Annotated in this window: 21 protein-coding genes and 1 riboswitch; of the genes, 9 read left to right on the forward strand and 12 right to left on the reverse strand. The window is 67.9% G+C overall.

Going from position 1 to position 22,124, the window contains the following annotated elements; genetic code table 11:
• Positions 1-5: 5 nt before the first annotated feature.
• From M6D93_RS03610 to M6D93_RS03630, 5 genes are all read right to left on the reverse strand, one after another.
• Positions 6-695 (reverse strand): DUF4232 domain-containing protein, encoded by a 690-nt coding sequence (locus tag M6D93_RS03610; RefSeq protein WP_249772992.1) that lies wholly within the window; start codon positions 693-695, stop codon positions 6-8.
• A 9-nt stretch (positions 696-704) separates the two neighbouring features.
• Complete coding sequence (locus M6D93_RS03615) at positions 705-2,948, reverse strand: fibronectin type III domain-containing protein (RefSeq protein WP_249772993.1); 2,244 nt, start codon at positions 2,946-2,948, stop codon at positions 705-707.
• A gap of 292 nt (positions 2,949-3,240) precedes the next feature.
• Complete coding sequence (locus M6D93_RS03620; RefSeq protein WP_249772994.1) at positions 3,241-4,857, reverse strand: long-chain fatty acid--CoA ligase; 1,617 nt, start codon at positions 4,855-4,857, stop codon at positions 3,241-3,243.
• Positions 4,858-4,953: 96 nt separating this feature from the next.
• Entirely contained in the window at positions 4,954-6,285 is a 1,332-nt protein-coding gene (locus M6D93_RS03625; protein WP_249772995.1) for a PGAP1-like alpha/beta domain-containing protein, read from the reverse strand.
• Positions 6,282-6,638 carry a hypothetical protein gene (locus M6D93_RS03630; RefSeq protein WP_249772996.1) on the reverse strand — a complete coding sequence of 119 codons (357 nt, stop codon included), beginning with the start codon at positions 6,636-6,638 and terminating at the stop codon, positions 6,282-6,284. The genes M6D93_RS03625 and M6D93_RS03630 overlap by 4 nt, the downstream gene beginning before the upstream one ends.
• A 335-nt stretch (positions 6,639-6,973) precedes the next feature.
• Here M6D93_RS03630 and napA point away from each other — a divergent pair, with 335 nt between their 5' ends.
• Positions 6,974-7,309 carry a nucleoid-associated protein NapA gene (gene napA / locus M6D93_RS03635; protein WP_249772997.1) on the forward strand — a complete coding sequence of 112 codons (336 nt, stop codon included), beginning with the start codon at positions 6,974-6,976 and terminating at the stop codon, positions 7,307-7,309.
• A gap of 6 nt (positions 7,310-7,315) precedes the next feature.
• Here napA and M6D93_RS03640 read toward each other — a convergent pair whose 3' ends face one another.
• Positions 7,316-7,693: a hypothetical protein gene (locus tag M6D93_RS03640; RefSeq protein ID WP_249772998.1), complete on the reverse strand. Its 378-nt coding sequence runs from the start codon at positions 7,691-7,693 to the stop codon at positions 7,316-7,318.
• Between M6D93_RS03640 and M6D93_RS03645 the strand changes: the two genes are divergently transcribed.
• From M6D93_RS03645 to groL, 6 genes are all read left to right on the forward strand, one after another.
• On the forward strand, positions 7,668-7,880 hold the full coding sequence (locus M6D93_RS03645; RefSeq protein WP_249772999.1) for a hypothetical protein: 213 nt from the start codon (positions 7,668-7,670) through the stop codon (positions 7,878-7,880). The genes M6D93_RS03640 and M6D93_RS03645 overlap by 26 nt on opposite strands.
• Before the next feature lie 43 nt (positions 7,881-7,923).
• A riboswitch (SAM riboswitch) is annotated at positions 7,924-8,061 on the forward strand.
• A 14-nt stretch (positions 8,062-8,075) separates the two neighbouring features.
• Entirely contained in the window at positions 8,076-9,353 is a 1,278-nt protein-coding gene (gene thrC, locus M6D93_RS03650) for a threonine synthase (RefSeq protein WP_249773000.1), read from the forward strand.
• Between the two features lie 145 nt (positions 9,354-9,498).
• Positions 9,499-10,131 (forward strand): hypothetical protein, encoded by a 633-nt coding sequence (locus M6D93_RS03655; protein WP_249773001.1) that lies wholly within the window; start codon positions 9,499-9,501, stop codon positions 10,129-10,131.
• Between the two features lie 303 nt (positions 10,132-10,434).
• Positions 10,435-10,638 (forward strand): cold-shock protein, encoded by a 204-nt coding sequence (locus tag M6D93_RS03660; protein WP_249773002.1) that lies wholly within the window; start codon positions 10,435-10,437, stop codon positions 10,636-10,638.
• 148 nt (positions 10,639-10,786) lie between these two features.
• A complete protein-coding gene (locus M6D93_RS03665) occupies positions 10,787-11,140 on the forward strand; it encodes a putative quinol monooxygenase (protein ID WP_249773003.1) in 354 nt (117 codons plus the stop codon).
• Positions 11,141-11,392: 252 nt separating this feature from the next.
• Positions 11,393-13,015 carry a chaperonin GroEL gene (gene groL, locus M6D93_RS03670; protein ID WP_249773004.1) on the forward strand — a complete coding sequence of 541 codons (1,623 nt, stop codon included), beginning with the start codon at positions 11,393-11,395 and terminating at the stop codon, positions 13,013-13,015.
• Between the two features lie 186 nt (positions 13,016-13,201).
• Here the strand turns inward: groL and M6D93_RS03675 are convergent, their stop codons facing one another.
• The gene (locus tag M6D93_RS03675) at positions 13,202-13,783 is read right to left on the reverse strand and encodes a DinB family protein (protein ID WP_249773005.1); all 582 of its coding nucleotides are present in this window, start codon (positions 13,781-13,783) and stop codon (positions 13,202-13,204) included.
• Between the two features lie 131 nt (positions 13,784-13,914).
• Here M6D93_RS03675 and M6D93_RS03680 point away from each other — a divergent pair, with 131 nt between their 5' ends.
• On the forward strand, positions 13,915-14,406 hold the full coding sequence (locus tag M6D93_RS03680) for a DUF2505 domain-containing protein (protein ID WP_249773006.1): 492 nt from the start codon (positions 13,915-13,917) through the stop codon (positions 14,404-14,406).
• An 83-nt stretch (positions 14,407-14,489) separates the two neighbouring features.
• Here the strand turns inward: M6D93_RS03680 and galT are convergent, their stop codons facing one another.
• The 5 genes from galT to M6D93_RS03705 form a co-directional block, all read right to left on the reverse strand.
• Complete coding sequence (galT, locus tag M6D93_RS03685) at positions 14,490-15,578, reverse strand: galactose-1-phosphate uridylyltransferase (protein ID WP_249773007.1); 1,089 nt, start codon at positions 15,576-15,578, stop codon at positions 14,490-14,492.
• Positions 15,578-16,363: a DeoR/GlpR family DNA-binding transcription regulator gene (locus M6D93_RS03690; RefSeq protein WP_249773008.1), complete on the reverse strand. Its 786-nt coding sequence runs from the start codon at positions 16,361-16,363 to the stop codon at positions 15,578-15,580. The genes galT and M6D93_RS03690 overlap by 1 nt, the downstream gene beginning before the upstream one ends.
• A 277-nt stretch (positions 16,364-16,640) precedes the next feature.
• Complete coding sequence (locus tag M6D93_RS03695) at positions 16,641-18,290, reverse strand: DNA repair helicase XPB (protein ID WP_249773009.1); 1,650 nt, start codon at positions 18,288-18,290, stop codon at positions 16,641-16,643.
• Between the two features lie 172 nt (positions 18,291-18,462).
• On the reverse strand, positions 18,463-20,799 hold the full coding sequence (locus M6D93_RS03700; RefSeq protein ID WP_249773010.1) for a helicase-associated domain-containing protein: 2,337 nt from the start codon (positions 20,797-20,799) through the stop codon (positions 18,463-18,465).
• A gap of 128 nt (positions 20,800-20,927) precedes the next feature.
• Positions 20,928-21,143, reverse strand: coding sequence for a hypothetical protein (locus M6D93_RS03705; protein WP_249773011.1), 216 nt, complete (start codon positions 21,141-21,143; stop codon positions 20,928-20,930).
• 75 nt (positions 21,144-21,218) lie between these two features.
• On the opposite strand from M6D93_RS03705, the gene M6D93_RS03710 reads away from it, so the two are divergent.
• Entirely contained in the window at positions 21,219-21,956 is a 738-nt protein-coding gene (locus M6D93_RS03710) for an MOSC domain-containing protein (RefSeq protein WP_249773012.1), read from the forward strand.
• Positions 21,957-22,124: the final 168 nt, after the last annotated feature.

Consider the following 22,124-nt stretch of genomic DNA (forward strand, 5'->3'; position numbering starts at 1 on the left):
AGTGCTCAGTTCTGGCCCGTGCCGGCGACCACGGGGTCGATGATCATGGTGCAGCCGCGAAAGCGCAGCGGGAGCACGGTCTTGCCGGTCTGGTTCGGGACGATCACCTGGACGGAGTCGGAATTGTCGGCGTTGCAGGTCGAGTTGTTGGTCAGCAGAGCGCTTGCAACGGCGTTCGCGGGCAGGTCGACCCGGTTGATTGGCTTGCCCGACCGAGCTGCCGGTTTGGCCAGCGGAGCGCCGCCCTTGAGCAGTTCCACCCCGGGGTAACCGGTGAGCGAGCAGGTGGTGGCGGAGACGTTGGTGAAGTCGAGGTAGGCGAACTGGTGACCGGCGGCGCCCGATCCGCGCAACACCGCCAGCTTCAACTGACTCGTCGTGCACGCGGCCGGACCGACGGGTGCGCTGCTCGTGGTGTGAGTCGAGGTCCGGGTCGGGGTGGGCGTGGTGCTGGCCGGACTGGTCGACGACGAGGCAGTCGTGATGGGCGTGCTCGTGTCTGAGGACGTTGCCGGGCTCGTGGCCGAGGAGTTCCCGACCGCTACCGGGCTGGGCGGCGGGCTGGGGTTCGGCGCCTTCGTGCACGCGGCGAGCGCGACAGCGGCGAGACCGAGGGTCGCGGGGAGCAGGAGAGCCGAACGGAGACCGACGCGCAGCCGACGATGGGGCAGGGGGAGCACAACGGCGAGAGGCACGCTAGGAACCTAGTTGATTCGCAGATCGGTGCCGTGCGGCATGGTCGACTGGCGGGTAGCGGCGCTGGAGGACAAGGCGCTCCACAGCCGTTGCCAGGCGACGGTGTTCGCCAGGCTCCCGCAGGACCCGACCTGGTCGCAGGCCGTCACCTCGGTCAGCGGTCCGCCGAAGTACAGCTTGGACTTGCCCGCCTTCACCCCGGTGTAGGAGATGTACTTCCACTGCAACGGCATGGCCGTGTTGTAGATCTGCGGCAGGTTGATCGTGCGGCTCGGGGCCGCGCCGCCACCGAGCCACTGCAGTGCACTCATCGACCAGCCGTTGTTGCACCTGCTGTTGTACGTAATCGTGGAGCAGCCGTCCGCCGAGCCGTTGAAGACGAACGATGCCGAGGTGTTGGCCAGGTACCCACTGAGCCAGGACTTCGACTCCGCGGCGGTCGCCGAGAAGCCAGGCTCGATGTCGTTGGCGCCCCCGACGCTGATCCCGGGGAACCGCGCGGCGTAGGACCGGACGGGGTTGACGACCCGGTTGGCCCACACCGCGCCGGCGCTGCTGCTGACGTCGACGTCGTTGTTGGTGCCGATCGCCAGCAGCATCGGCGCGTACGCCTTCTGCTTGCTGGCGTAGCCGGCCAGGTAGGCGTTCATCGCGTTGACGACCGCGGCGTTGGTCACGAACTTCGACGTGGCCGACAGCAGCACACCGCCCCGGCTCATGTCCTGGCCGCCGATCTGGAGCAGGACCACGTACCGGTGCCCGGACGGGTTGTAGCCCGCGTCCTTCGCGCCCATGGCCTTCATCAGCGCGGCGTCGTTGGAGAGGTTGCCGGTGAGGTTGCGCAGATAGTGGCTGGTGGACACCGGTGCCGGCGTCACCTGGGGCGGGATCGGCGTCGGAGCGACCGCGGCGCTCGTGCGCACAGCTCCGGTCCCGGCCAGGTTTACCGCGCTGACCGAGAAGGTGTAGTTCGTACCGTTCTTCAGCCCGGAGATGGTCGTCTGGGTCGCGCTGCCGGCCAGCGTGACGGTCTTGGTGGCGGGGGTGGAGGTGACGACGTAGCCGGTGACCGGCGCGCCACCGTCGAGCGTGGGAGCCGTCCAGCTCACGGCGACCGTGGTGTTGCCGGGCCAGACGGACACGGTGGCGGGCTGGGCCGGCGCGACGGGATGCGCCGCGTACAGCACGGTGCAGCCGAGGGTGCTGTTCTGCCCGGCCGTATTGGCGTAGTTGACCCCGATCGCGCACACGGTGTGCTCGCCGCCGTCGACGGCCAGGGTCTTGGTGAAACCGTGGCCGTTCGCGGCGTACTGCGGGTAGGCCGTGGTGGCGACGGCCGATGCCGCGGCCGCCGGGAACGGGCTGCCGAGGGCGACACCGTCGACGGTGATCTGGACGGTGGACGAGCGGGCGGTGTCCGGGTCCAGCGCCCAACCGGAGACGCTCATCGCGGTGTCGGACGTCCTGGTCACCGACGCCAGCGAGCCGGCGGGATCGGCGGAAATCGTCACGGTCTGGCAGAAGGCGGTCGGTCCGGATCCCGCGCCGAGGTTGGCCGCGCTCATGCAGACCTGCCGGGTGCCGGCAGCGCTGGCCATGCCGGCGAGGAAGCCGTGGGCCTTTCCGTAGAAGGGCAGGTAGCTGCTGGGTACGGCGACTGACGGCGTGGCCGCACTGAGCGTCTTCTGCACGCTGTCGACGTTGAGGGTGACGTCCACCGGTCCGGTGGCGTTGGGGTCGACCGCCCAGCCCCCGACCAGCAGGCCGCCGGGTATCCGGGTGACCGTGGTCAGCCCGATGCGGGGGTTGTTGTCGACGGTGAAGTACCGGCAGCCCAGGGCGAGGCTGCGGCCCGGCCCGCGGTTGCTGAAGGTGGCGCAGATCGGGAACGTGCCGTTGTTGCGTTGCTGGACGAAGTCGAAACCGCGGTTCGGTCCCAGGGCGGGGTACGCCTTGCCGACATCGGCCCTCGGCTGGTTCGCCAGGACGACGATGTCCTTGCCGTTGACCTTGAGGTGGACGTAGACGGAGTGGGTGGAGTCCCGGTCCTCGGCCCAGCCTTTGATGTGCAGCGCTCCGTTGCGGTACTCGACGACGTCGACGTGGCCGAACGGGTCGTGGATGGATGCGGCAGACGCAGACGGGCCGACCGCAGCGATTGCGCCGACGACGGCGAGCGTGCTCGCGAGCACCGCCAGCACCGGGCGGGTGCCCAGATAACGCAGCGGGTTGGGGATTGAACGTCGACGCATCGGCTGCTTCCTGGTTCGTCCGGCTGGTCGCCGTCGGGCGGACCCCGCGCTTGGTACACGCGGTCCAAATGACCACTGGTCACTCGAGTCACATCTGTCACACGGAGAGTAGTGCGCGACACGCCTTTGCTAACAATCCGTGAGCAAAATGTGACCTTGAGTGCCTGCTGTGGCGGACCGGATTCGCAGCGAGATGTAGGCGTCGCGATACCGTTCCGACCTGATTCCGATCGGCAGCCACACCGACACCTGAAGGCCGGTCGACGACGAGTTGATGGCGGCCGAGCGGTGCTCAGCCCAGCTGGCGGTCGGCGAAGCGCTCCCGCAGCGTCTTCTTCGAGAACTTGCCGACGCTGGTTTTGGGGATCTCTGCGATGAACTCGACGTCGTCGGGCATGCCCCACCGGTCGACGCGCTCGGACAGGTAGGCGAGCAGGCCGTCCTTGTCGAGCGTCGAGCCGGGCTTGAGGACGACGCACGCGAAGGGCCGTTCCATCCACTTGGGGTGGGCAAGAGCGATCACGGCAGCCTCGGCGACCTCGGGGTGGCCCATGATCGTGTTCTCCAGGTCCACCGAGGAGATCCACTCGCCGCCGGACTTGATGAGGTCCTTGGTGCGGTCGACCAACCGCAGGTAACCGAAGCGGGAGATCGCGGCCACGTCGCCGGTCTTCAGCCAGCCGTCAGCGGAGAACTGCTCGCCCGGCTCGTCGGTGCGGTAGTACTGGCGGGCGATCCAGGGGCCGCGGCATTCCAGTTCTCCGGTGGCCGTGTCGTCCCAGGGGAGTTCGGCTCGGGTCTCAGCGTCGACGATCCGCATCTCGACGCCGATCGGTGCGAAACCAGCCGTCGCTCGGATATCGGCCTTCTGTTCCTCGGGTAGGTCGGCGAATTCCGAACGCAACGAGGCGACCGAGCCCATCGGGGACAGCTCGGTCATGCCCCAGGCCTGCAGGATCGGCACCCCGATCGCTTCGCGCCAGCCCTCGGACAACGATCGTGGCACCGCTGACCCGCCGCAGATGACGGTGCGCAGATGGGACAGGTCGCGGCCGGCGAGCAGGGGCAGCACGGCCATCCAGATCGTGGGCACACCCGCGGTTATGGTGACTCGCTCGGATTCGAGAAGCTCCAGCAGGCTCGCCGGGCTCAGATCGGGTCCGGGCATGACCAGGTTGGCTCCGGCCATCGTTGCCGCGTAGGGCAGCCCCCATGACATCGCGTGAAACATCGGAACCACCGGCATGACGATGTCGCCCTCGGTCAGTCCGAACGCCGTCGGGACCTGTGAGGCGAAGGCGTGCAGCCAAGTCGAGCGGTGGGAGTAGAGCACCCCCTTGGGGTTACCCGTGGTGCCCGTGGTGTAACAGATCGCCGCCGCGGTGTTCTCGTCGGTGACCCGTCCGCGGAACTCGGCTTCCTCCCCGGCGGCGTCGTCGAACAACAGCACGCGCGGGTCGTCCGGCAGTTCGGTGTTCGCCCCGTCGTCGAAGACGATGATCGCCCGTACCGTCTGCAACTGCGGCAGGTACTTGGCGAACAGCCCGAGCAGTGAACGGTCGACGAAGATCGCTTCGTCCTCGGCGTGGTTGACGGTGTAGACCAGCTGCTCGGGAAACAGCCTGATGTTGAGGGTGTGCAGGATGCGGCCGGTCGCCGGCACACCGAAGTAGAGCGCCATGTGGTTGGCCGTGTTCCAGCCGAAACTGCCCACCCGTCCTCCGGCGGAAACGCCGACCCGGTCGAGGATGCCGGCTATCACCCGGGCCCGCTGGCCGAGCTGACGCATGGTGATCCGCTCGGTCCCGCCCACCGTCCGGGTCAGGATCGTCTTGTCGCCGAAGTACTGCTCGCCCCGGTGCAGGATCGATTCGACGGTGAGCGGAAAGTCCTGCATCAGTCCCAACATGTCGTGATCTTGCGGGAGCGAATCGCGTGCGGCAATACCCGGGCCGCAAACTGCACGTATTCATCGGCGGGCGGTTCAGGTTCATCGGTGAGCGGTTCATGGCTGTCGCCGGATCGTGTAGACGTCTGTGCGAACGCTGTCGCCGTCCAGGAAGGACGCCGCGGACCCGATCCACTCGCGGATCGACGGATCAGAGCTGTGGTCGATCTCCGGAATGCCCGGAAGGTAGCCCTCGCTGAGGCTGTGCCGCGCCATCGCGGTCGGCCGACCATGGTCGATGCCGACCGTGATCCAGTTCGACCGAACGGGATTGTCCGACGCGTCCAGTCGGGGCACCACATCCCCCTTGTTCTCGATGCTGAGCACCTGGACGTGGCGGGGCATCTCGACGTTGCCGATGGGCGATCCGGCGGTGACGACATGGGTGACGTTGAGACCGTGCACTCGGGCGTCGACCGCCAACCGAGCCGCGACCATGCCGCCCTGGCTGTGCCCGACCAGCATGACGGGCGTGTGCGCGTCGACACCGCTGGCCCGGATGGCTTGCACCACCCCACGTTCGTAGCTGCTCATTCGATTGCCGAGCGCGGCGAGGTTCGTCGTCGTGTCCGCCACGTGGCTGTTGGCCCGATTGAGCACGTTCCAGTCCCGGGTGCCGGTGATGTCGACGATTGCGGAGGTGTGCTCGACGCCAAGCAGGTCGCGGTGCCGGACGATGCGCACGTCGACCGCGCCCGATTTCTGCTCGAGGTTGCGCTCGGCCATGCCGTCCCACACGTCGGTCATCGAACGCGGTGCCCGGTCTGACACCTTTGCCCCGGGGTCGCGCTCGACCACCGGTGTCCCGTCGTCGTACAGGGCGCTCAACGTCCGGGCGCCGATCACGATGGGTGCGCGCTCGCGCCCGGGAACGATGAGCGAGCCCGGGCCCATCTTGAGCACCGCGAAGCCGTCGAACAGTAGGGCCGGCAGTTCCGGGTCACGATCAAGCACGCCCCGCGCGCCCCGCGCAACCCGGTCCGGATGGATGACGTCCAAGAGGTCCGGTTGGGTCGACAGGAGCGCGCCGGGCAGGTCGCGCACCGCGCGAAGGATCGGCGCCGCTCGATCGCTCAGCGTGTCGCACTCGCGATAGGCCTCGACACCGGCCCGAACCGCCGCAGCCAAGGACTCGCAGAGCAGACCGGCCTCGCCGCACACGGCGGCCAGCAGAGCCGCTCGAGACTCGATCGCGAGCGTGCCGGCAGGATCGAGCACGGCCACGCCTGCACCGGCCACGGACCGGATCGGGTCGAGGCCACACGTCGCGGCCGCTCTGCTCAGATCGAGCAACGCCCGGCCGAGGCCGGCGATCGCCTCGGCGAACCACAGCAGGCGGTCGAACTCGGCATCGATGGAGTAGGCGCCGCCGGAGACGGTGATGCTCATGCCAGGTGCCGGGCGAGATCGAGCGAGATCCCCGCCACGGGTGCAAGCAGGTGAAGTGCGGCCTCGGCCTCTCGGCGCAAGGTCTGGGCGCGGGCGAGCACGGTGTCGTGGTGATGTCGGAGCGCAGCGCCGAGCCCGTCCGCCTCGTCGGCTGCGCGCCGCGCGGCGCTCAAACCGTGCTCGAGTGAACTCATCAGGGCCTGCCCGGCCGGGGAGCGCCACGGAGTGTCGTGGGCATGAGCCAACACCTGATGGATCTGACGGCGTAGCGCCGCGGCCCTCATTTCGACGTCGTGGGCATGAGTGATCAGGGGGCGGCACGACATTTCCAGCAGGCCAGGATCGATCGACATGGCACGACTCTCGTTCGGTGGCCGCACGCGCACCCGCCGATCGGACAATCTGTGGACAACCTCGTCCGCTGTGGACAGCCGCACCGGCCGCGGTCGGGCTCACCGTTGTCCGCGGGCCGTGCCGCCGATTGCCGGGACGCGCTGATCCCACCCGCTCGCGAATAGCCGCGGGCTCTATAGCCGTGATTGAATGGGGCCGAATTACACCGGTGGCATTCGGTATTTCGCCGTACGGCACAGTGACCACGGTGATTCACAGTGATTCACAGCTCAGGAACGGTACAGACCAGATCCTCGCCGACGGGCGAGGCATCATCAGCGTCAACGGAGGCGACATGGATCTCGCGTCGAACGCGGCCAGCACGGCAGCTCACGGCCCGCAGGACGTCGGTTCCGCAGCGAATCCGGTCGGTCCGGCCGATCAGCTCGAGCGCCGCGACCGAGAGATCCTGGCCTTCGAGCGGCAGTGGTGGAAGTACGCCGGTGCCAAGGAGCAGGCCATCCGCGAGCTGTTCGATATGTCCGCCACGCGTTACTACCAGGTCCTCAACGCGCTGATCGACTCACCGGAGGCACTGGCCGCTGACCCTATGCTGGTCAAGCGGCTCCGGCGCCTTCGAGCCAGCCGCCAACGGCAGCGCTCGGCTCGCCGTCTGGGCATCGAGGTCTGACAACCACTACATGTCGCATACCGCTCCACCCTCGCCCCGGCGGCGGAAGATCGAGTTGGCCATAGGCGTGTTCGCGCTGTTGGTCGCCGTTCCGCTGGCCGTGCTCGCCTTTGTCGCCCTCGGCCATCCGAAAGGTCGGTCGGCGGTTCGTGCAAGCACGGTCCCCACGAACTCGGCTACCGGTGAGAACACCCGCAGCCCGTCGTCGAGTTCGTCGGCCTCGGTCAGCCCGTCGGTGAGCAGGTCCGTGACCCCGAAACCGTCGACCTCGCCCACGAAGACCGGGCCGACCCGGCCAGCGGTGCTCGTCCTGGACAACACCAGCACGACCGCGTTGACCGACACGGCGGTGTCGCGGTTGAAGTCGGCCGGCTGGACCGCCACCAACGGCGGCGCCTTTCAGGGGGACATCCTCTCGACCGCCGTGTACTACGACCCGAACGTCACCGGCGCGCAGCAGGCGGCGATCGCGCTGCAGGCGCAGTTCCCGGCGATCAAACGGGTCAAGCAGAAGTTCAGCGGCCTACCCCAGGGCGCGCTCGTTCTCGTTTTGACCAGCGACTACAGTTAGACCCGAACCACAACGTCGGCAGGCAGTGCGTCGACCACATATTCCTTCATCCAGAGGGGCAGAGGGACCGGCCCGTTGAAGCCCCGGCAACCACCGTGATCACCGCCAGCAGCATGGCGTCACGAGGTAGGTGCCAACTCCGGCCTGTTTCGTCTATCGGACGAGACGGGAAAGATGAGGAGAGAGGCCTCTTTCATGACTGCTGTAATCGACCGTGCCGCCGGTGCATCCGCGCAATCCCCCGCCTCCGGGCTCGTCTGCCGAAACTGTGGGGCCACCTATCCGCTCGGGGCGCAACACGCGTGCTTCGAATGCTTCGGCCCGCTCGAGGTGGGCTATGACCCGCAGCGGTTGGCTGCGGTCACGCGCGCCCAGATCGAAGCGGGCCCGTATTCGCTCTGGCGCTACGCCGGACTGCTTCCAGCCGGCCACGATCCTGCCACTCGCGTTGACTCCGGCACCGGAATGACGCCGCTCATCCGCGCCGACCGGCTGGCCGACCGGCTCGGTTTCACCGCTCCGGTGTGGGTCAAGGACGATTCGGCCAACCCGACCCACTCGTTCAAGGACCGCGTCGTCTCGGTCGCGATCACCGCCGCGCGCGAGCTGGGATTCACCCGGATCGCCTGCGCGTCGACCGGAAATCTGGCCAACTCGGTCGCGGCCCACGCGGCCCGCATCGGCATGGAATCGATCGTGTTCATTCCGTCGGACCTCGAATCGGCCAAGGTCACCCAGACCGCCGTCTACGCCGGCACTCTGGTAGCGGTCGAGGGCTCCTACGACGACGTCAACCGGCTGTGCAGTGAGCTGTCCGAGACCGACGAGTTCGAGTCCACGGCGTTCGTCAACGTCAACGTGCGCCCGTACTACGCCGAGGGTTCCAAGACCCTGGGGTTCGAGGTCGCCGAGCAGTTGGGCTGGCGGCTGCCCGAGCAGATCGTGGCCCCGATGGCCTCGGGTTCGCTGCTCACGAAGGTGCACAAGGCCTTCAAGGAACTCATCACCACCGGCCTGGTGGACCCGGCCGACTACCGGGTCTACGGGGCGCAGTCCGCGGGCTGCTCGCCGATCGCCACGGCCTTCGCCGCCGGCTCGGACACCGTGATCCCGGTCAAGCCGACCGGCATCGCGAAGTCGCTCAACATCGGAAACCCGGCCGACGGCCCGTATGCCCTGGACGCGGTGCGCTCCACCGGCGGCGCTATGGCCCACGTCGACGACGACGAGATCCGCGACGGCATCCAGTTGTTGGCCGAAACCTGCGGAGTGTTCGCCGAGACGGCCGGCGGCGTGACGACCGCCGTGCTGAAGAAGCTCGCCGAGTCCGGGCAGCTCGACACCAGCCGCGAAACTGTCATCTACAACACCGGCGACGGCCTCAAGACGCTGGACGCGGTTTCCGGACGGGTCGGGCCTACCGCGGTGATTCCGCCCACCCTGAAAGGGATGCGCGGCGCCGGGTTGCTCTAGGCGGCGCCGGGCAAGCCGGGCTGCGGCCGGGCTGCGGCCGAGCTCGGCCGAGCTCGCTCCGGCGCCGGGCTAAACTGGGTGCCGTTTTGCCGCCCGGTCACCTCGGGTGTGCTCCCCGGACCCGCCGATGAAAGGTTCCCTATCGATGCGCCGCGCTCTCAGCTACACCGCCGCCGGAGTAGCCATGATCGCCTCGCTGGCCGCATGCGATTCCGGCAAGAAGGGATCGTCGTCCTCCTCGACCCCGCCGTCCGGTGCGGGAACGTCCGGTAGTTCGGGTGTCAGCGGCAAGGGAGCGGGTACGGCGATTCTCAAGGTCGGCTCGACCTCGACCAACTTCGCCGTCACCTGCACGCAGACGCAGTTGGCGACGCAGGCGACCGGCAACGAGGGCGCAGACGCCGTCACCCTGACCGTGAAGGGCACTCCGATCTCGGCGGTGCTGGTAACGCACGGAAAAGACGGCACCACGACCATCTTCCAGGCGATCGCCAATTTGCGGGACGACAACGGCAAGGCGCTGGGCAAGATCAACGTCTCGGTAGCGGGGGACAAATACTCCGGCACCGGCACTTTCGTCCTCACCAAGATCGACTCGAAGGGCAAGCGGGTCAAGCTGACCGACCACACGTCGCAGACCGGCAGCTTCACGCTCACCTGCGCAAGCGGATACGCCCCGGTGCCGACGGCGTCGAGCAGGCCGTCCAGCTCGTCGGCGAAGCCGTCCTCGACCGCTACGAAGTCGAAGGCAAAACCCGCTGGTACGAAATCGTCCTGATCGCCAGGATCTGGCGTGATTTAGGCGTCATAAGGGTGCCCGCTTTCGGGACTTGAGGGCAGAAATGACCCGTGTGAATTGACAGTCACGGGCATATCACGAAGTCTTTTCGGACCGTAGCCAGCCGATCTTGTGCCGTGTACTTTCTGCCTTGGTCGTAGTACGAGCGTTTCGCAGAACGAATGGCCACTCCTGCCCCGCGGCCGGCGTGCACTTCAGTTTGATCGGGACCGAAGGACGAAGACCCCGGCCTCACGAAGTGTGAGCGCTGGACGGCCCTCTGGGGACTAGCAAGGAGTGCACGTGGCACAGGGCACCGTGAAGTGGTTCAACAACGAAAAGGGCTACGGCTTTATCGCCGTGGACGGCGGCCAGGACGTATTCGTCCACTATTCCGCCATCCAGTCCGACGGCTACCGCTCGCTCGATGAAGGTCAGCGCGTGGAGTTCGAGGTCGCCCAGGGGCCCAAGGGCCCGCAGGCAGATGGCGTACGCGTCGTCAGCTGACTCGTGACCGACGTCAGCCGCAACGGCCGGGCCCCTCGGGTCCGGCCGTTGTGCTTGGCTACGGAATAGCACCCGGCCCACCCGCCGTTGTCGTTGACAGAATGGGCGGCCCGCGAAGGCACGCCCGGCTACGAGCGCCGGAGACATTGTGGACGACCCCAACAACACCAGTGCGGCGACAGGATCCTTCGGTGCCATCCTCCAGCTGACCGCCAAGCAGGGACGCCGGCAGGAACTGCTGCAGATTCTGACCAACTACGCGGCCACGCTGGACGGTGAGCCGGGGACCCTGCTGTTCGCCGCCGCGGCCGACCCGAACGACGAGGACGTCGTCTTCCTCTGGGAAGAGTTCGCCGACGGCGCGGCGGTGCAGGCGCATTTCGAACACGACTTCTTCCGGGCGCTGCAGCTGGAGCTGGCCGAGCTCCTCACCGAGCCGGCTGCTGCCCGCCCGCTGGTGCCCGTCGTCCGCCGCACGAACCCCGGCGTTGCCGCGGAGTAGCACTCGCCCGCCCCGGTCCGAAGGCGCTTACGCCTGGCCGCGGGCGCTGCGGGCCCCCCGCGCAACCGTCGCGTATGGCGTCGGCTCCGTCTTGCACTCGTCAGGGTCGAGTGCTAGACCTGAGCTAGCACTCGGGTACCCTGAGTGCTAGCCGACCAACATGAGGTGCCCACCTGACGGGTGCCGTCCGTCGCGGGCATGCTGGCCGGAACTGAAAGTCAGTCAGTCCCAACAAGTAAAGGACGACATCGAATGGCCAAGTTGATCGCGTTCGACGAAGAGGCCCGTCGCGGCCTGGAGCGCGGCATGAACATCCTTGCCGACGCAGTGAAGGTAACGCTCGGCCCGAAGGGTCGCAACGTCGTGCTGGAGAAGAAGTGGGGCGCCCCCACTATCACCAACGACGGTGTTTCCATCGCCAAGGAGATCGAGCTCGAAGACCCGTACGAGAAGATCGGGGCCGAGCTCGTCAAGGAAGTTGCCAAGAAGACCGACGACGTCGCCGGTGACGGCACGACCACGGCGACCGTTCTCGCTCAGGCCCTGGTTCGCGAAGGCCTGCGCAACGTCGCGGCCGGCGCCAACCCGATGGCCCTGAAGCGTGGAATCGAAGCCGCGACCGCCGCGGTGTCCGAGACCCTGCTCAACGCCGCCAAGGACGTCGAGACGAAGGAGGAGATCGCCGCCACCGCGTCCATCTCCGCCGCCGACAGCACCGTTGGTGAGCTCATCGCCGAGGCGATGGACAAGGTCGGCAAGGAAGGTGTCATCACCGTCGAGGAGAGCAACACCTTCGGGCTCGAGCTCGAGCTCACCGAGGGCATGCGCTTCGACAAGGGCTACATCTCCGCCTACTTCGTCACCGACACCGACCGGATGGAGGCCGTCCTCGACGACCCTTACATCCTCATCCACGAAGGCAAGATCGGTTCCGTCAAGGACCTGCTCCCGTTGCTGGAGAAGGTCATGCAGGCGGGTAAGCCGCTGGCGATCATCGCCGAGGACGTCGAGGGCGAAGCACTGTCCACCCTGGTCGTCAACAAGATCCGTGGCACGTTCAAGTCCGTCGCCGTCAAGGCTCCGGGCTTCGGCGACCGCCGCAAGGCCATGCTGCAGGACATCGCGATCCTCACCGGTGGCCAGGTCATTTCCGAGACCGTCGGCCTCAAGCTGGAGAACGCCGGTCTGGAACTGCTCGGCCGCGCCCGCAAGGTTGTCCTGTCCAAGGACGAGACGACCGTCATCGAGGGTGCCGGTGACGCGGACCAGATCAACGGCCGCGTAAACCAGATCCGGGCCGAGATCGAGAACTCCGACTCGGACTACGACCGTGAGAAGCTGCAGGAGCGCCTGGCCAAGCTGGCCGGCGGCGTTGCGGTCATCAAGGTCGGTGCCGCGACCGAGGTCGAGCTCAAGGAGCGCAAGCACCGCATCGAGGACGCCGTTCGCAACGCGAAGGCCGCCGTCGAAGAAGGCCTGCTCCCGGGCGGTGGCGTGGCTCTGGCCAACGCCGCGCTGACTTCGTTCGACAAGCTGGACCTGTCCGGCGACGAGGCGACCGGTGCCAACATCGTTCGCGTCGCGCTGACCGCCCCGCTCAAGCAGATCGCGATCAACGCCGGTCTCGAGGGTGGTGTCGTTGCCGAGAAGGTGGCGGGTCTGCAGCCTGGTTGGGGCCTGAACGCCGCGACCGGCGAGTACGTCGACATGGTCAAGGCCGGCGTCGTCGAGCCCGCGAAGGTGACCCGTTCTGCCCTGCAGAATGCGGCTTCCATCGCGGCGCTGTTCCTGACCACCGAGGCCGTCGTGGCCGACAAGCCGGAGAAGGCCGCGGCTCCCGCGGGCGGTCCGGACATGGGTGGCATGGACTTCTAGTCCGCCTGCTCAGGTCTAGCTGAGCGTGCACCAACAAAGGGCGGTCTCGACTTCGGTCGGGACCGCCCTTTGCCTTGCCGCCCAAGGTGGGCAGTCCTGGCCCACGCATCACTGGCGTTGGTGGGGCAGGGACGTCGGTCACTCGGCTGCGCCCGATGGCGCGGGTAGCTGTGGGCGATGCGCCGCTCAGCCGTCGACGTCGTGCAGGTGATGGACGATGTCGTGCAGAAAGTACTGGCTCAACGTTTCGACCGTGAACTGCGAGCCGTTGGACCGCATCCCGCGGCGCGACCTCTGGTCGGCCCTCACGCCGGAGAAGGCGCGCGCTGTCGTTTCGGCCGTGTCGGCAAGTTGCCGGGCCACCGTCACCGGGTCCTGCTCCCAGTACCGCTCGGCGACCGCGGTTTCGTCCTGGTCCCAATTGGGAAAAGTGGGCTCGTCCTCGTCGAGCATCAACGCCAGCCGTCCGGTCATCCTGATCATCACGTCGCGTGTGTGGCACCCGTATTCGAGCGCGGACCACACGGTGGGAGCAGGCCGGACCCGGACGTCGGAACGAGCCAGCACCGATTGCCAGCGCTCCGCCGCCTTCAGAACTACGGCGCCGACGGTGGCTCCGGTGACACCCGCGGCGCTGTAGCCACAGTCGGGACAGCGACGGTGCAGCGTCCACGTCCAATCCTTGTCGTCCGGGGGGATATCGGCGGGACTGGGTTCGCCTGCCATCGAGCGCGGCTTGCTGGAACCTTCTCCGGAGACGGGATTCATACCGGCGACGTTATCGCTCAGCGTGGCCCAGCCCTCGCCTGGAGGCTGAACGGCGATGTCGGGACGTGCCACGTTCGACACGCGGGGGAGGCCGGCGCGCACCGGGACGGTCGATGCGACATGATTCCGGGATGAAGCTGAGTGAGACGACGACGTCCGACGTGACGGTGGAGCAGGCCTTTTCCGCGCACACCGAGCAGAGCGTGCGCGAGCAGGCGTGCAAGGAATCTGGTGCGCTGTCCTGGGAGGTCACCATCGCTCCCGTCGGGGACGTCACCCGGATCCAGGTCGATCGGGTCATGCCGCCGGCGGTGCCGGACTTCGTGAAGAAGTTTCTCGGGGAGACGATCAGCGTTCGACAGGTCGAGGAGTGGAGTGCCCCGGCCAGCGACGGAGGCCGGACGGCGACGGTCAAGGTGACGATTCAGGGACAGCCGGCGTCGATGGTCGGGACCGCCGTGCTCAAACCCCAGGGAACCGGCTCGGTCGAGATCGTCGAGGGGGACGTCAAGGTCGCGGTGCCGTTCCTGGGCAAGAAAATCGAACCCGAGATCGTGAAGGTCATTGCCGCGGCGCTGAAGATAGAGCAGCGGGTCGGCGTCGAATGGATCAAATCCCAGTAGCCGTCCCGGGAGCGATCCTCGGTCGTCCCTGTAGCCGCGCCCGTTAGCCGCGCGGGTAGTCGGCCGGCGGGAGCAGGACCGAATCAGACCGGTTCGCCGCGAAGCCGGGCAGCTGCGATCTCCGGCGAGACGTCGTTGATCCACACGGCGGCACCGGACTCCGAGCCGGCCAGGTACTTCAGCTTTCCCGGCGCCCGGCGGATGGTGAAGATTTCCGCGCCCAGGTGCCAGGAATCGCGGAACTCGCGGATGGGCGCCTGGTGCCAGCCGGCGATGTAGGGCGCCGGCGTGTCGAACAGGCCGTCGAAGCGACGCAAGACGTCGAGATAGATCTCGGCCAGATCGTCGCGCTCCGCGTCGTTGAGCGCGGGCAGGTCGGGGACGTGCCGGTTGGCGATGATTCTTACTTCATAGGGCCAACGGGCCGCGAAGGGCACCAGCGCGGTCCAGTGCTCGGTGCGCACCACGATCCGTTCGGCGACGTCGATCTCGCGCTGGAGCAGTTCGCACCGAAGGCAGGCGCCATGGTCGCGCTCGTAGGCGGCCGCGGTTTCGGCGGCATTGCGCATCCGCGGGGGGACAAAGGGGTAGCCATAGATCTGGCCGTGCGGATGCGAGAGCGTCACCCCGATCTCCTCGCCGCGGTTCTCGAAACAGAACACATAGGCGATGGACTCGATCGTGGACAGCTCGGCCGTGCGATCGGCCAGCGCGTCGAAGACCGTGCGGGCATGGGCGGAATCGAGCTGGGCGAAGGACGTGTCGTGGTCGCTGGTGAAACAGACCACCTCGCAGCGTCCGGCGCCGGGCCCGGACCGGAAGGGAAATTCGTGAATGTCCGGGAAGGACGCCGCGGCGTCGGTGGTCAGTGACGGGAACCGGTTCTCGAAGACAACCACGTCGTAGTCCGGGGCCGGGATCTCGGTCGGGTTGTTGGCGTCTCGGGTGGGGTCCAGCGGGCAGAGCTCGGCCGGCGGCTTGTAGGTACGCGACTGCCGGTGTCCCGCGACGACCGCCCACTCGCTGAACAGCGGATCCCAACGAATCTGCGAAGACGTCGCCGTCTCGGGCAGTTCGCGGGTATCGGGCGCCGACCGGTCCTGGCCGGGCTTGAGGTCGAAGTAGAAGATGTCTCGGCCGTCGGCGAGCGTGAAGTGCTGACGGGTGGTCATCAGGCCGATTCTTCGCGGGCGTAGGAAACGATGATCAGTTCTCCGACGAGTTCAGACACAGCTGCCCTTGCATCGTTGGGTAGGCCGTCGTCGGTGATGAGGATGTCGGCCACCGACAGGGCACCGAAGTCGGCGAGGCCGACCGTGCCCCACTTGGACGAGTCGGCGACCACGATCACCTCACGGGCGCGGGAGATCAACGCCCGGTTCGTCTCGGCTTCGGCCAGGTTCGGGGTCGTGAATCCGGCACGGGCGTCCATGCCGTGAACACCGAGGAAGAGCTGGTCGACGTGCAGGGAACGGATGGTCGCGTCCGCTACCGGACCGACCAGAGCGGCGCTGGGGGTGCGCACGCCACCGGTCAGAATCACCGTCTGTTTCGTCTCGCCGGTGCTGATGGTGTCGGCGACGGTGGTGGAATTCGTGACCACGGTCAGACCAGGGATCTCGGCCACGAACCGACCCAGGCCCCACGTCGTGGTGCCGGCCGACACCGCGACGGCGGTTCCCGGGGAGATGAGCTGGGCGGCCCGGGTCGCAATGGCCAGCTTGGCCGGCTGTGCCAGTGCGCTCTTGGCTTCGAACCCGGGTTCTTCGGTCACGTTGTGGCCGAGCACGGCGCCCCCGTGCACCTTCTGGATGCTGCCTTCGGTGGCCAACTGATCCAGGTCACGGCGGATGGTCATGTCCGAGACGCCGAGCAGCGCGGTCAGCTCCGACACCCGGACGCCGCCCGCGCGGCGCACCTCGTCGAGGATGCGTGCCTGACGCTGGCGAGCGAGCATGGAACCTGTCCCGTCTTCGATGACGACTGCCCCCGGTTAAGCTTCGGAGGCAGATTCAGCGTTCATCATGCTCTAACAAAAGTCAACAACATCGCCCAAAGTTTCCCACAGAATTGCTCTCGCGCCGACCCCTCCGTTGAGGTTGCCCTTGTTGCACGCAACGAGGGCAACCTCAACGGGTCAGACGCAGCAACGAGGGCAACCTCAACGGGTCGGACGCACGCAACGAGGGCAACCTCAACGGGTCGGACGCAGCAACGAGGGCAACCTCAACGGATCAGAGCGGGCGCAGCAGATCGTCGGCGTCGAGGATGGTGTACGCGTAACCCTGCTCGGCCAGGAACCGCTGACGGTGGGCGGCGTACTCCGCGTCCAGGGTGTCCCGACTGACCACGGTGTAGAAGTGAGCCTGCCGTCCGTCGTGTTTTGGCCTGAGCACACGTCCCAGTCGCTGCGCCTCCTCCTGGCGGGAACCGAACGTTCCCGAGATCTGGATGGCGACGGCGGCTTCCGGAAGGTCGATCGAGAAGTTGGCCACCTTCGAGACCACCAGCACCCGGGTCTCCCCGGTGCGGAAGCTGTCGAACAACCGTTCCCGCTCCTTGTTCGGCGTCGAGCCCTGGATGATCGGGACGTCACCGAGGTGGGCGGCCACATCGTCGAGCTGGTCCAGGTAGGCGCCGATGACCAGGATCTGGTCGTCCGGGTGCTTGGCCACGATCGCCTCGATGACCGGCAGCTTGGTCCTCGCCGTCGCGGCCAGCTTGTACCGGTCCTCGGGCTCGGCCGTGGCGTAGCTCATTCGCTCCGCATCGGTCAGCGTGACCCGGACCTCGGAGCAGTCGGCCGGGGCGATCCACCCCTGTGACTCGATGTCCTTCCACGGCGCGTCGTAACGCTTGGGGCCGATGAGGGAGAAAACATCAGCCTCGCGGCCGTCCTCGCGCACGAGGGTCGCCGTCAGGCCCAGCCGTCGGCGGGACTGCAGGTCGGCTGTCAGCCGAAAGATCGGCGCCGGCAGCAGGTGCACCTCGTCGTAGACGACCAGGCCCCAGTCGCGGGAGTCGAACAGCTCCAGGTGGCGGTACTCGCCCTTGCGCCGCGTGGTCATGACCTGGTACGTGGCGATCGTGACCGGGCGGATCTCCTTCTTCTCACCCGAATACTCCCCGATCTCCTCTTCGGTCAGCGAGGTGCGCGCGATCAGCTCGCGCTTCCACTGACGGCCGGAGACGGTGTTGGTGACGAGGATCAACGTGGTTGCCGAGGCCTGCGCCATCGCGGCCGCCCCGACCAGCGTCTTTCCGGCTCCGCACGGCAGTACCACGACCCCCGAACCGCCGGCCCAGAACGAATCGACCGCGAGTTGCTGGTAGGGACGCAGCGCCCAGCCGTCGGTGTGCAGCGAGATCGGGTGGGCTTCGCCGTCGACGTAGCCGGCCAGGTCCTCCGCCGGCCAGCCGACCTTCAGCAGCGCCTGCTTGAGCCGGCCACGCTCGGAGGCGTGCACCACGACTGTGTCGTCGTCCAGCCGTTCGCCGAGCATCGGCGCGATCTTCTTCTGACGCAGGATCTCCTCGAGCACGGCACGATCGAGGGAGATCAGGACGAGGCCGTGGGTCGGGTGCTTCATCAGCTGCAAGCGGCCGTAACGATCCATCGTGTCGGCGACGTCGACGAGCAGCGCGTGCGGCACCGCATAGCGGCTGTACCGAACCAGCGCGTCGACCACCTGCTCGGCATCATGGCCGGCGGCGCGGGCGTTCCACAGCCCCAACGGCGTGAGGCGGTAGGTGTGGACATGTTCGGGGGAGCGCTCGAGTTCGGCGAACGGGGCAATGGCGGCCCGGGCCTCGCCGGAGAGTTCGTGGTCGACCTCGAGGAGCAAGGTCTTGTCGGATTGGACGATGAGCGGTCCGTCGGTCACACGCGCTCCCTGTTGGCAATGGCGGACCGAACTGCGTGGCCCCGAATGATCCATTGTGCCAAGGAACTGGACCGCCCGCTTCCTCGCCGCTCGGACCGCCCGCGGGGCGCTCATCCGGCCGCCGGATCGCCGCTCAGGACGAGACTGTCACGACCGCGTCGACGGCCCACGGTCAGTCCGACAGTTCCTCGGGTTCCTCCAGCAGGCTCACCGTGGTGATGCGTTGCAACGGGTAACTCAGCAGCCGGCTGTTGTCCGGTTCGTGCCCGCGGACTACGCCCCCGCCCAGCGAGATCGGCATGAGGGTGCGCTGCGAAGGCCGGCCGGCGTCGTCGACGTAGCCGAGCGCGATCGTTTGTTCGCTGCGAATGGCCGCGCGCAGCAACTCCAGGATCGAGGCCGAGGTGACGCCGGGGACTTCCTGGGACACCCGGTTCGTCGAGCGCGTGATGGCGTGGGCAAGCTTCTCGCTGGCGCGCAGCCGGGAGACCACCTCGAGCAGTTGGGATTCCGGCACGGACGTCGCGCGGACCCGAGCCAGCCGCGAGGTGGGCCGGGCCGGCACTCGCGGAGCGTCGGCGCTGAGATTGACGATCGCGCCGTCGGCGGATTCGGCCGCCGGAGCGAAGCCGGCCGCCCGCAACCGTTCGAGCACCAGTGAGATTCCGGCCGGCGAGATGATCACGGTGGGTGCGATCCGCTGCAGGCCGAGGGCGTCCAGACCAGGCTGGGCCAGCACGCGGTCCAGCATTGCCTCGTCGTCACAGCGCAGGTAGCTGGTGGCCGTCCCCGCGCGCAGGCGACCATGCTGGGTGGCGACGTCGTTGATCAGGTACTGCAGGGCCTGCGGTACCGGAGTGCGGGAGTTGTCGGTGAAGAACCGCGTGACGTCGCTGCCCGAGCGGCCGGCGTCCAGCGCGCGCCGCAGGCTGGCCGGGCCGATCCGGTAGACCGATGCCCCACCGGTGGACTCCAGGTCGGCCACGAGCCCCAGTTCCCGCTGCAGGTCGGCCGTCGGCGGTCCCGGCACGACCGCGGTGAGGTCGGGCTGCAACAGGAATTCATCGACGGTGTCCGGCAGTGCCGCGGCCAGCAGGGCGGTCGCGTTGGCCTCGGCGAAGGCGGCGCCGGACTCCGCACCGTCGAGGAGCGCGCGGCTGTATCCGGTCAGCGCGCCGTATCCGGTGATGCCCAGCAGGGTGGCCTCACCGAGCATGGCCGCGGCCAGGACGCGGTTGGTGCTGGCGCGGCGCGGCGACTGCCAGGCCAGCCGATCGAGGACCTCGGGTTCGGACAACGGCGCCAACCCGGGGGGCACCTGGGCGAGAATGCCCATGATCTGCAGACGCAGTCCGGCCGCGCTGTGTCGCTCGACGTCGGCCGAGAGCGCGGCAATCGTCTTGTCCCGCTCGTCGCGCTCGCCGACCAGGCTCGGCATTCGAGTCATCGCCAACCAGGCACTGGCCAGCACGACCCAGCGCTGAGCCGTCGTGCGGTTGCGCCACTGGTCGAACTCGGTGGTGGGGAGATAGCTCGGTTCGATGGCGTGCGTGGCGGCGAACAGCCCGGCCTCGAAACTGACCTCGAGCAGGAGCGCAAGCTGGCTTTCGGGGATGTCGAGCGAGCGGGCAAGTCGACGCAGGTCCCGCACTCCGACTCCGCCGGCGCGCAGCTGCCCGGCAGGCTCGTCGCTCATCGTCTGCAGCAGCAGTTCCACGAGCCGGACGATCTCCAGCACCTCGGTCGCGCCGCCGGAGTCGATGACTGACGGGCCCCGGTCGGAGGTGGCGATCTGGCTGGGCTCGGGATCGACCTCGCCCGCCGCGACCGCCCGGATCCGAAGGCCCACTTCACGCGGGAGCTCGACGGTGTCTCGGTCGATCGGGACGAGCAGCCCGCGTTCGAGCAATGCGCGGGCCGGACTCGGTGCTTCCGCCGGGGAACGCTGCAGGGTCGCGCCGCGCAGCGCCCCGATCGGTGGCCCGTCGGCCAGCCGGTTGAGGATGTCACGCTGCGGCCCGTCGCATCCCTCCAGCAGGACATCGAGGTTGCCCAGCACTGCCTCGGTGATCTGCTGCCCGGACGTCGGCTGGCTGGCCGGCTCCAGGCCGAGCCTGCGCGCCAGCGGAATGAGCGCGAGGTCGTTGACGGCGGCGTACAGATCACGGGCGCTGCGGCCGAGCCCGGCCGGGTAGTGACCGATCACCTCCCGGACACTGCCGACCGCGTGCAGGTCGGCCGAGCCCCAGACGAGCAGCCACTCGCGTAGGCGGTCCAGCGCGCGGGCGACCGCGGGGGCGTGCTCGGCCGGGAACCAGGCAGCGACCGCGGCGACCGTCACGGGAGGCTCGACCACCGTGCTGACTTCGAGCACTCGCAGGGTGAAGGCGTCGAGCGAGTCGAGGGCGCGGGCGACCGACGAGCGGACGCTCGCTCGGCTGGACAGGGTCGCAAGGTCGACCGGCGCGGGCAAGGCGAGGTCGGGACGGCGACGTAGCAGCGCCAGCAATTCGGCGTCCGAACATCGCCGCAGCCAGTCGATCAGGGTCTGCGGCGTCGCGGGCTCAATGTCGGGCGAGGGCGAAATGACGGGGCTTCGAGATCGGTCGGTGGTGACTGGACGGCTCGGTCGGCGGCTCAGTCGCCGGCGAGGTGGGGACGGTTGGCGGCCGTGGGGTGGTCGTAGAAGAGCTTGTCCACCGGCAGCGGGAAGGTGATGTCGTCGCCGAACGGGCTCTGTGCCCCCGGATTCTGGGCGAGCAGCTCGTTGACGGGGTGTTCGGGGTAGGTCTCTTCCCAGTTGAGCTGCGGCCCGTCGATCGGCTCGCCACTCGGGGAAATCGTTCCTGCCATGCTGCCGCCTTCGATCGAGATCTTCACGTGGAGCGATGTCGACTATCCAGTGTGCCATGTCGATAACCTGGGGCCATGAGCGCTCCGCTGCCTTACCCGGTGCCGTCCCCGGCGCCGTGCCCGGTGCCATCCCATGAGCCCGAGGGGCCCTGCGTCGTGAGCGTGAACCTCGCGGTCGTGCGCGATGACGTGTACACCCGCAGCCGCAGCGCGCGGGGCAGCAAGCCGCGCAAGACGGGGATCGACAAGCGTCCGGCGCCCGGCCCGGTACGTCTGGAGCCGTTGGGCGTCGTCGGGGACACCATCTGCGACACCAAGCATCACGGCGGTCCCGACCAGGCGGTCTACGCCTACGCGCTCGAGGACCTGGACTGGTGGCGCGCGGAACTGGGTGGGGAGATTTCCGTCCCCGTCGGCCCCGGGTCGGTGGGGGAGAATCTGACGACGCTCGGGGTGGATGTCACCGGCGCCGTGATCGGCGAACGGTGGCGCGTCGGCAAGGCCGAGCTGGAGGTTTCGGTGCCACGGATCCCGTGCCGGACGTTTCAGGCCTATTGGGGCGTCGAACGACTGATGAAGCGGTTCACGGCTGCGGGGCGCCCGGGCGCGTACCTGAGGGTCCTGACTGCTGGCGACGTCGTTGCCGGCGACACCGTTCACGTCGTGCATCGGCCGGACCACGGGCTGACCATCGCCGAGACGTTCCGGGCGCTGACCGGCGACCGTGACCTCGCGGCCAAGCTGCTGAGCGCGCCGGAGCTGCCGCGGGACGTCCACCAGGACGCCCGTACCTGGTTGGCCGGTGTTCGCTGAAACCGAACTCAGATGCGAGCGTTCGGTCGCGCAGAGTAAACTAGGTGGTTCAGCCTGCGAGTCGGTCGTCGCCTGGTCGGCTGAGCGGCACCACCGAGCCCGCCCGCCCTGTGCGAGCGGGCCGCGTTGTGTTGGAAACATTGTGATGACCGTTCCGGAGCGCCGGTG

This window comes from Jatrophihabitans telluris (assembly GCF_023516435.1).
In the GTDB taxonomy this organism is placed as follows: Bacteria; Actinomycetota; Actinomycetes; order Mycobacteriales; family Jatrophihabitantaceae; genus Jatrophihabitans_A; species Jatrophihabitans_A telluris.

Coding starts and splice junctions, on each gene's coding strand:
- M6D93_RS03615 (WP_249772993.1), bottom strand. CDS start 2,948: ATGCGTCGACGTTCAATCCCCAACCCGCTGCGTTATCTGGGCACCCGC.
- M6D93_RS03620 (WP_249772994.1), bottom strand. CDS start 4,857: ATGTTGGGACTGATGCAGGACTTTCCGCTCACCGTCGAATCGATCCTG.
- M6D93_RS03625 (WP_249772995.1), bottom strand. CDS start 6,285: ATGAGCATCACCGTCTCCGGCGGCGCCTACTCCATCGATGCCGAGTTC.
- M6D93_RS03630 (WP_249772996.1), bottom strand. CDS start 6,638: ATGTCGATCGATCCTGGCCTGCTGGAAATGTCGTGCCGCCCCCTGATC.
- napA (WP_249772997.1), top strand. CDS start 6,974: ATGGATCTCGCGTCGAACGCGGCCAGCACGGCAGCTCACGGCCCGCAG.
- thrC (WP_249773000.1), top strand. CDS start 8,076: ATGACTGCTGTAATCGACCGTGCCGCCGGTGCATCCGCGCAATCCCCC.
- M6D93_RS03655 (WP_249773001.1), top strand. CDS start 9,499: ATGCGCCGCGCTCTCAGCTACACCGCCGCCGGAGTAGCCATGATCGCC.
- groL (WP_249773004.1), top strand. CDS start 11,393: ATGGCCAAGTTGATCGCGTTCGACGAAGAGGCCCGTCGCGGCCTGGAG.
- M6D93_RS03675 (WP_249773005.1), bottom strand. CDS start 13,783: ATGAATCCCGTCTCCGGAGAAGGTTCCAGCAAGCCGCGCTCGATGGCA.
- M6D93_RS03680 (WP_249773006.1), top strand. CDS start 13,915: ATGAAGCTGAGTGAGACGACGACGTCCGACGTGACGGTGGAGCAGGCC.
- galT (WP_249773007.1), bottom strand. CDS start 15,578: ATGACCACCCGTCAGCACTTCACGCTCGCCGACGGCCGAGACATCTTC.
- M6D93_RS03690 (WP_249773008.1), bottom strand. CDS start 16,363: ATGCTCGCTCGCCAGCGTCAGGCACGCATCCTCGACGAGGTGCGCCGC.
- M6D93_RS03705 (WP_249773011.1), bottom strand. CDS start 21,143: ATGGCAGGAACGATTTCCCCGAGTGGCGAGCCGATCGACGGGCCGCAG.
- M6D93_RS03710 (WP_249773012.1), top strand. CDS start 21,219: ATGAGCGCTCCGCTGCCTTACCCGGTGCCGTCCCCGGCGCCGTGCCCG.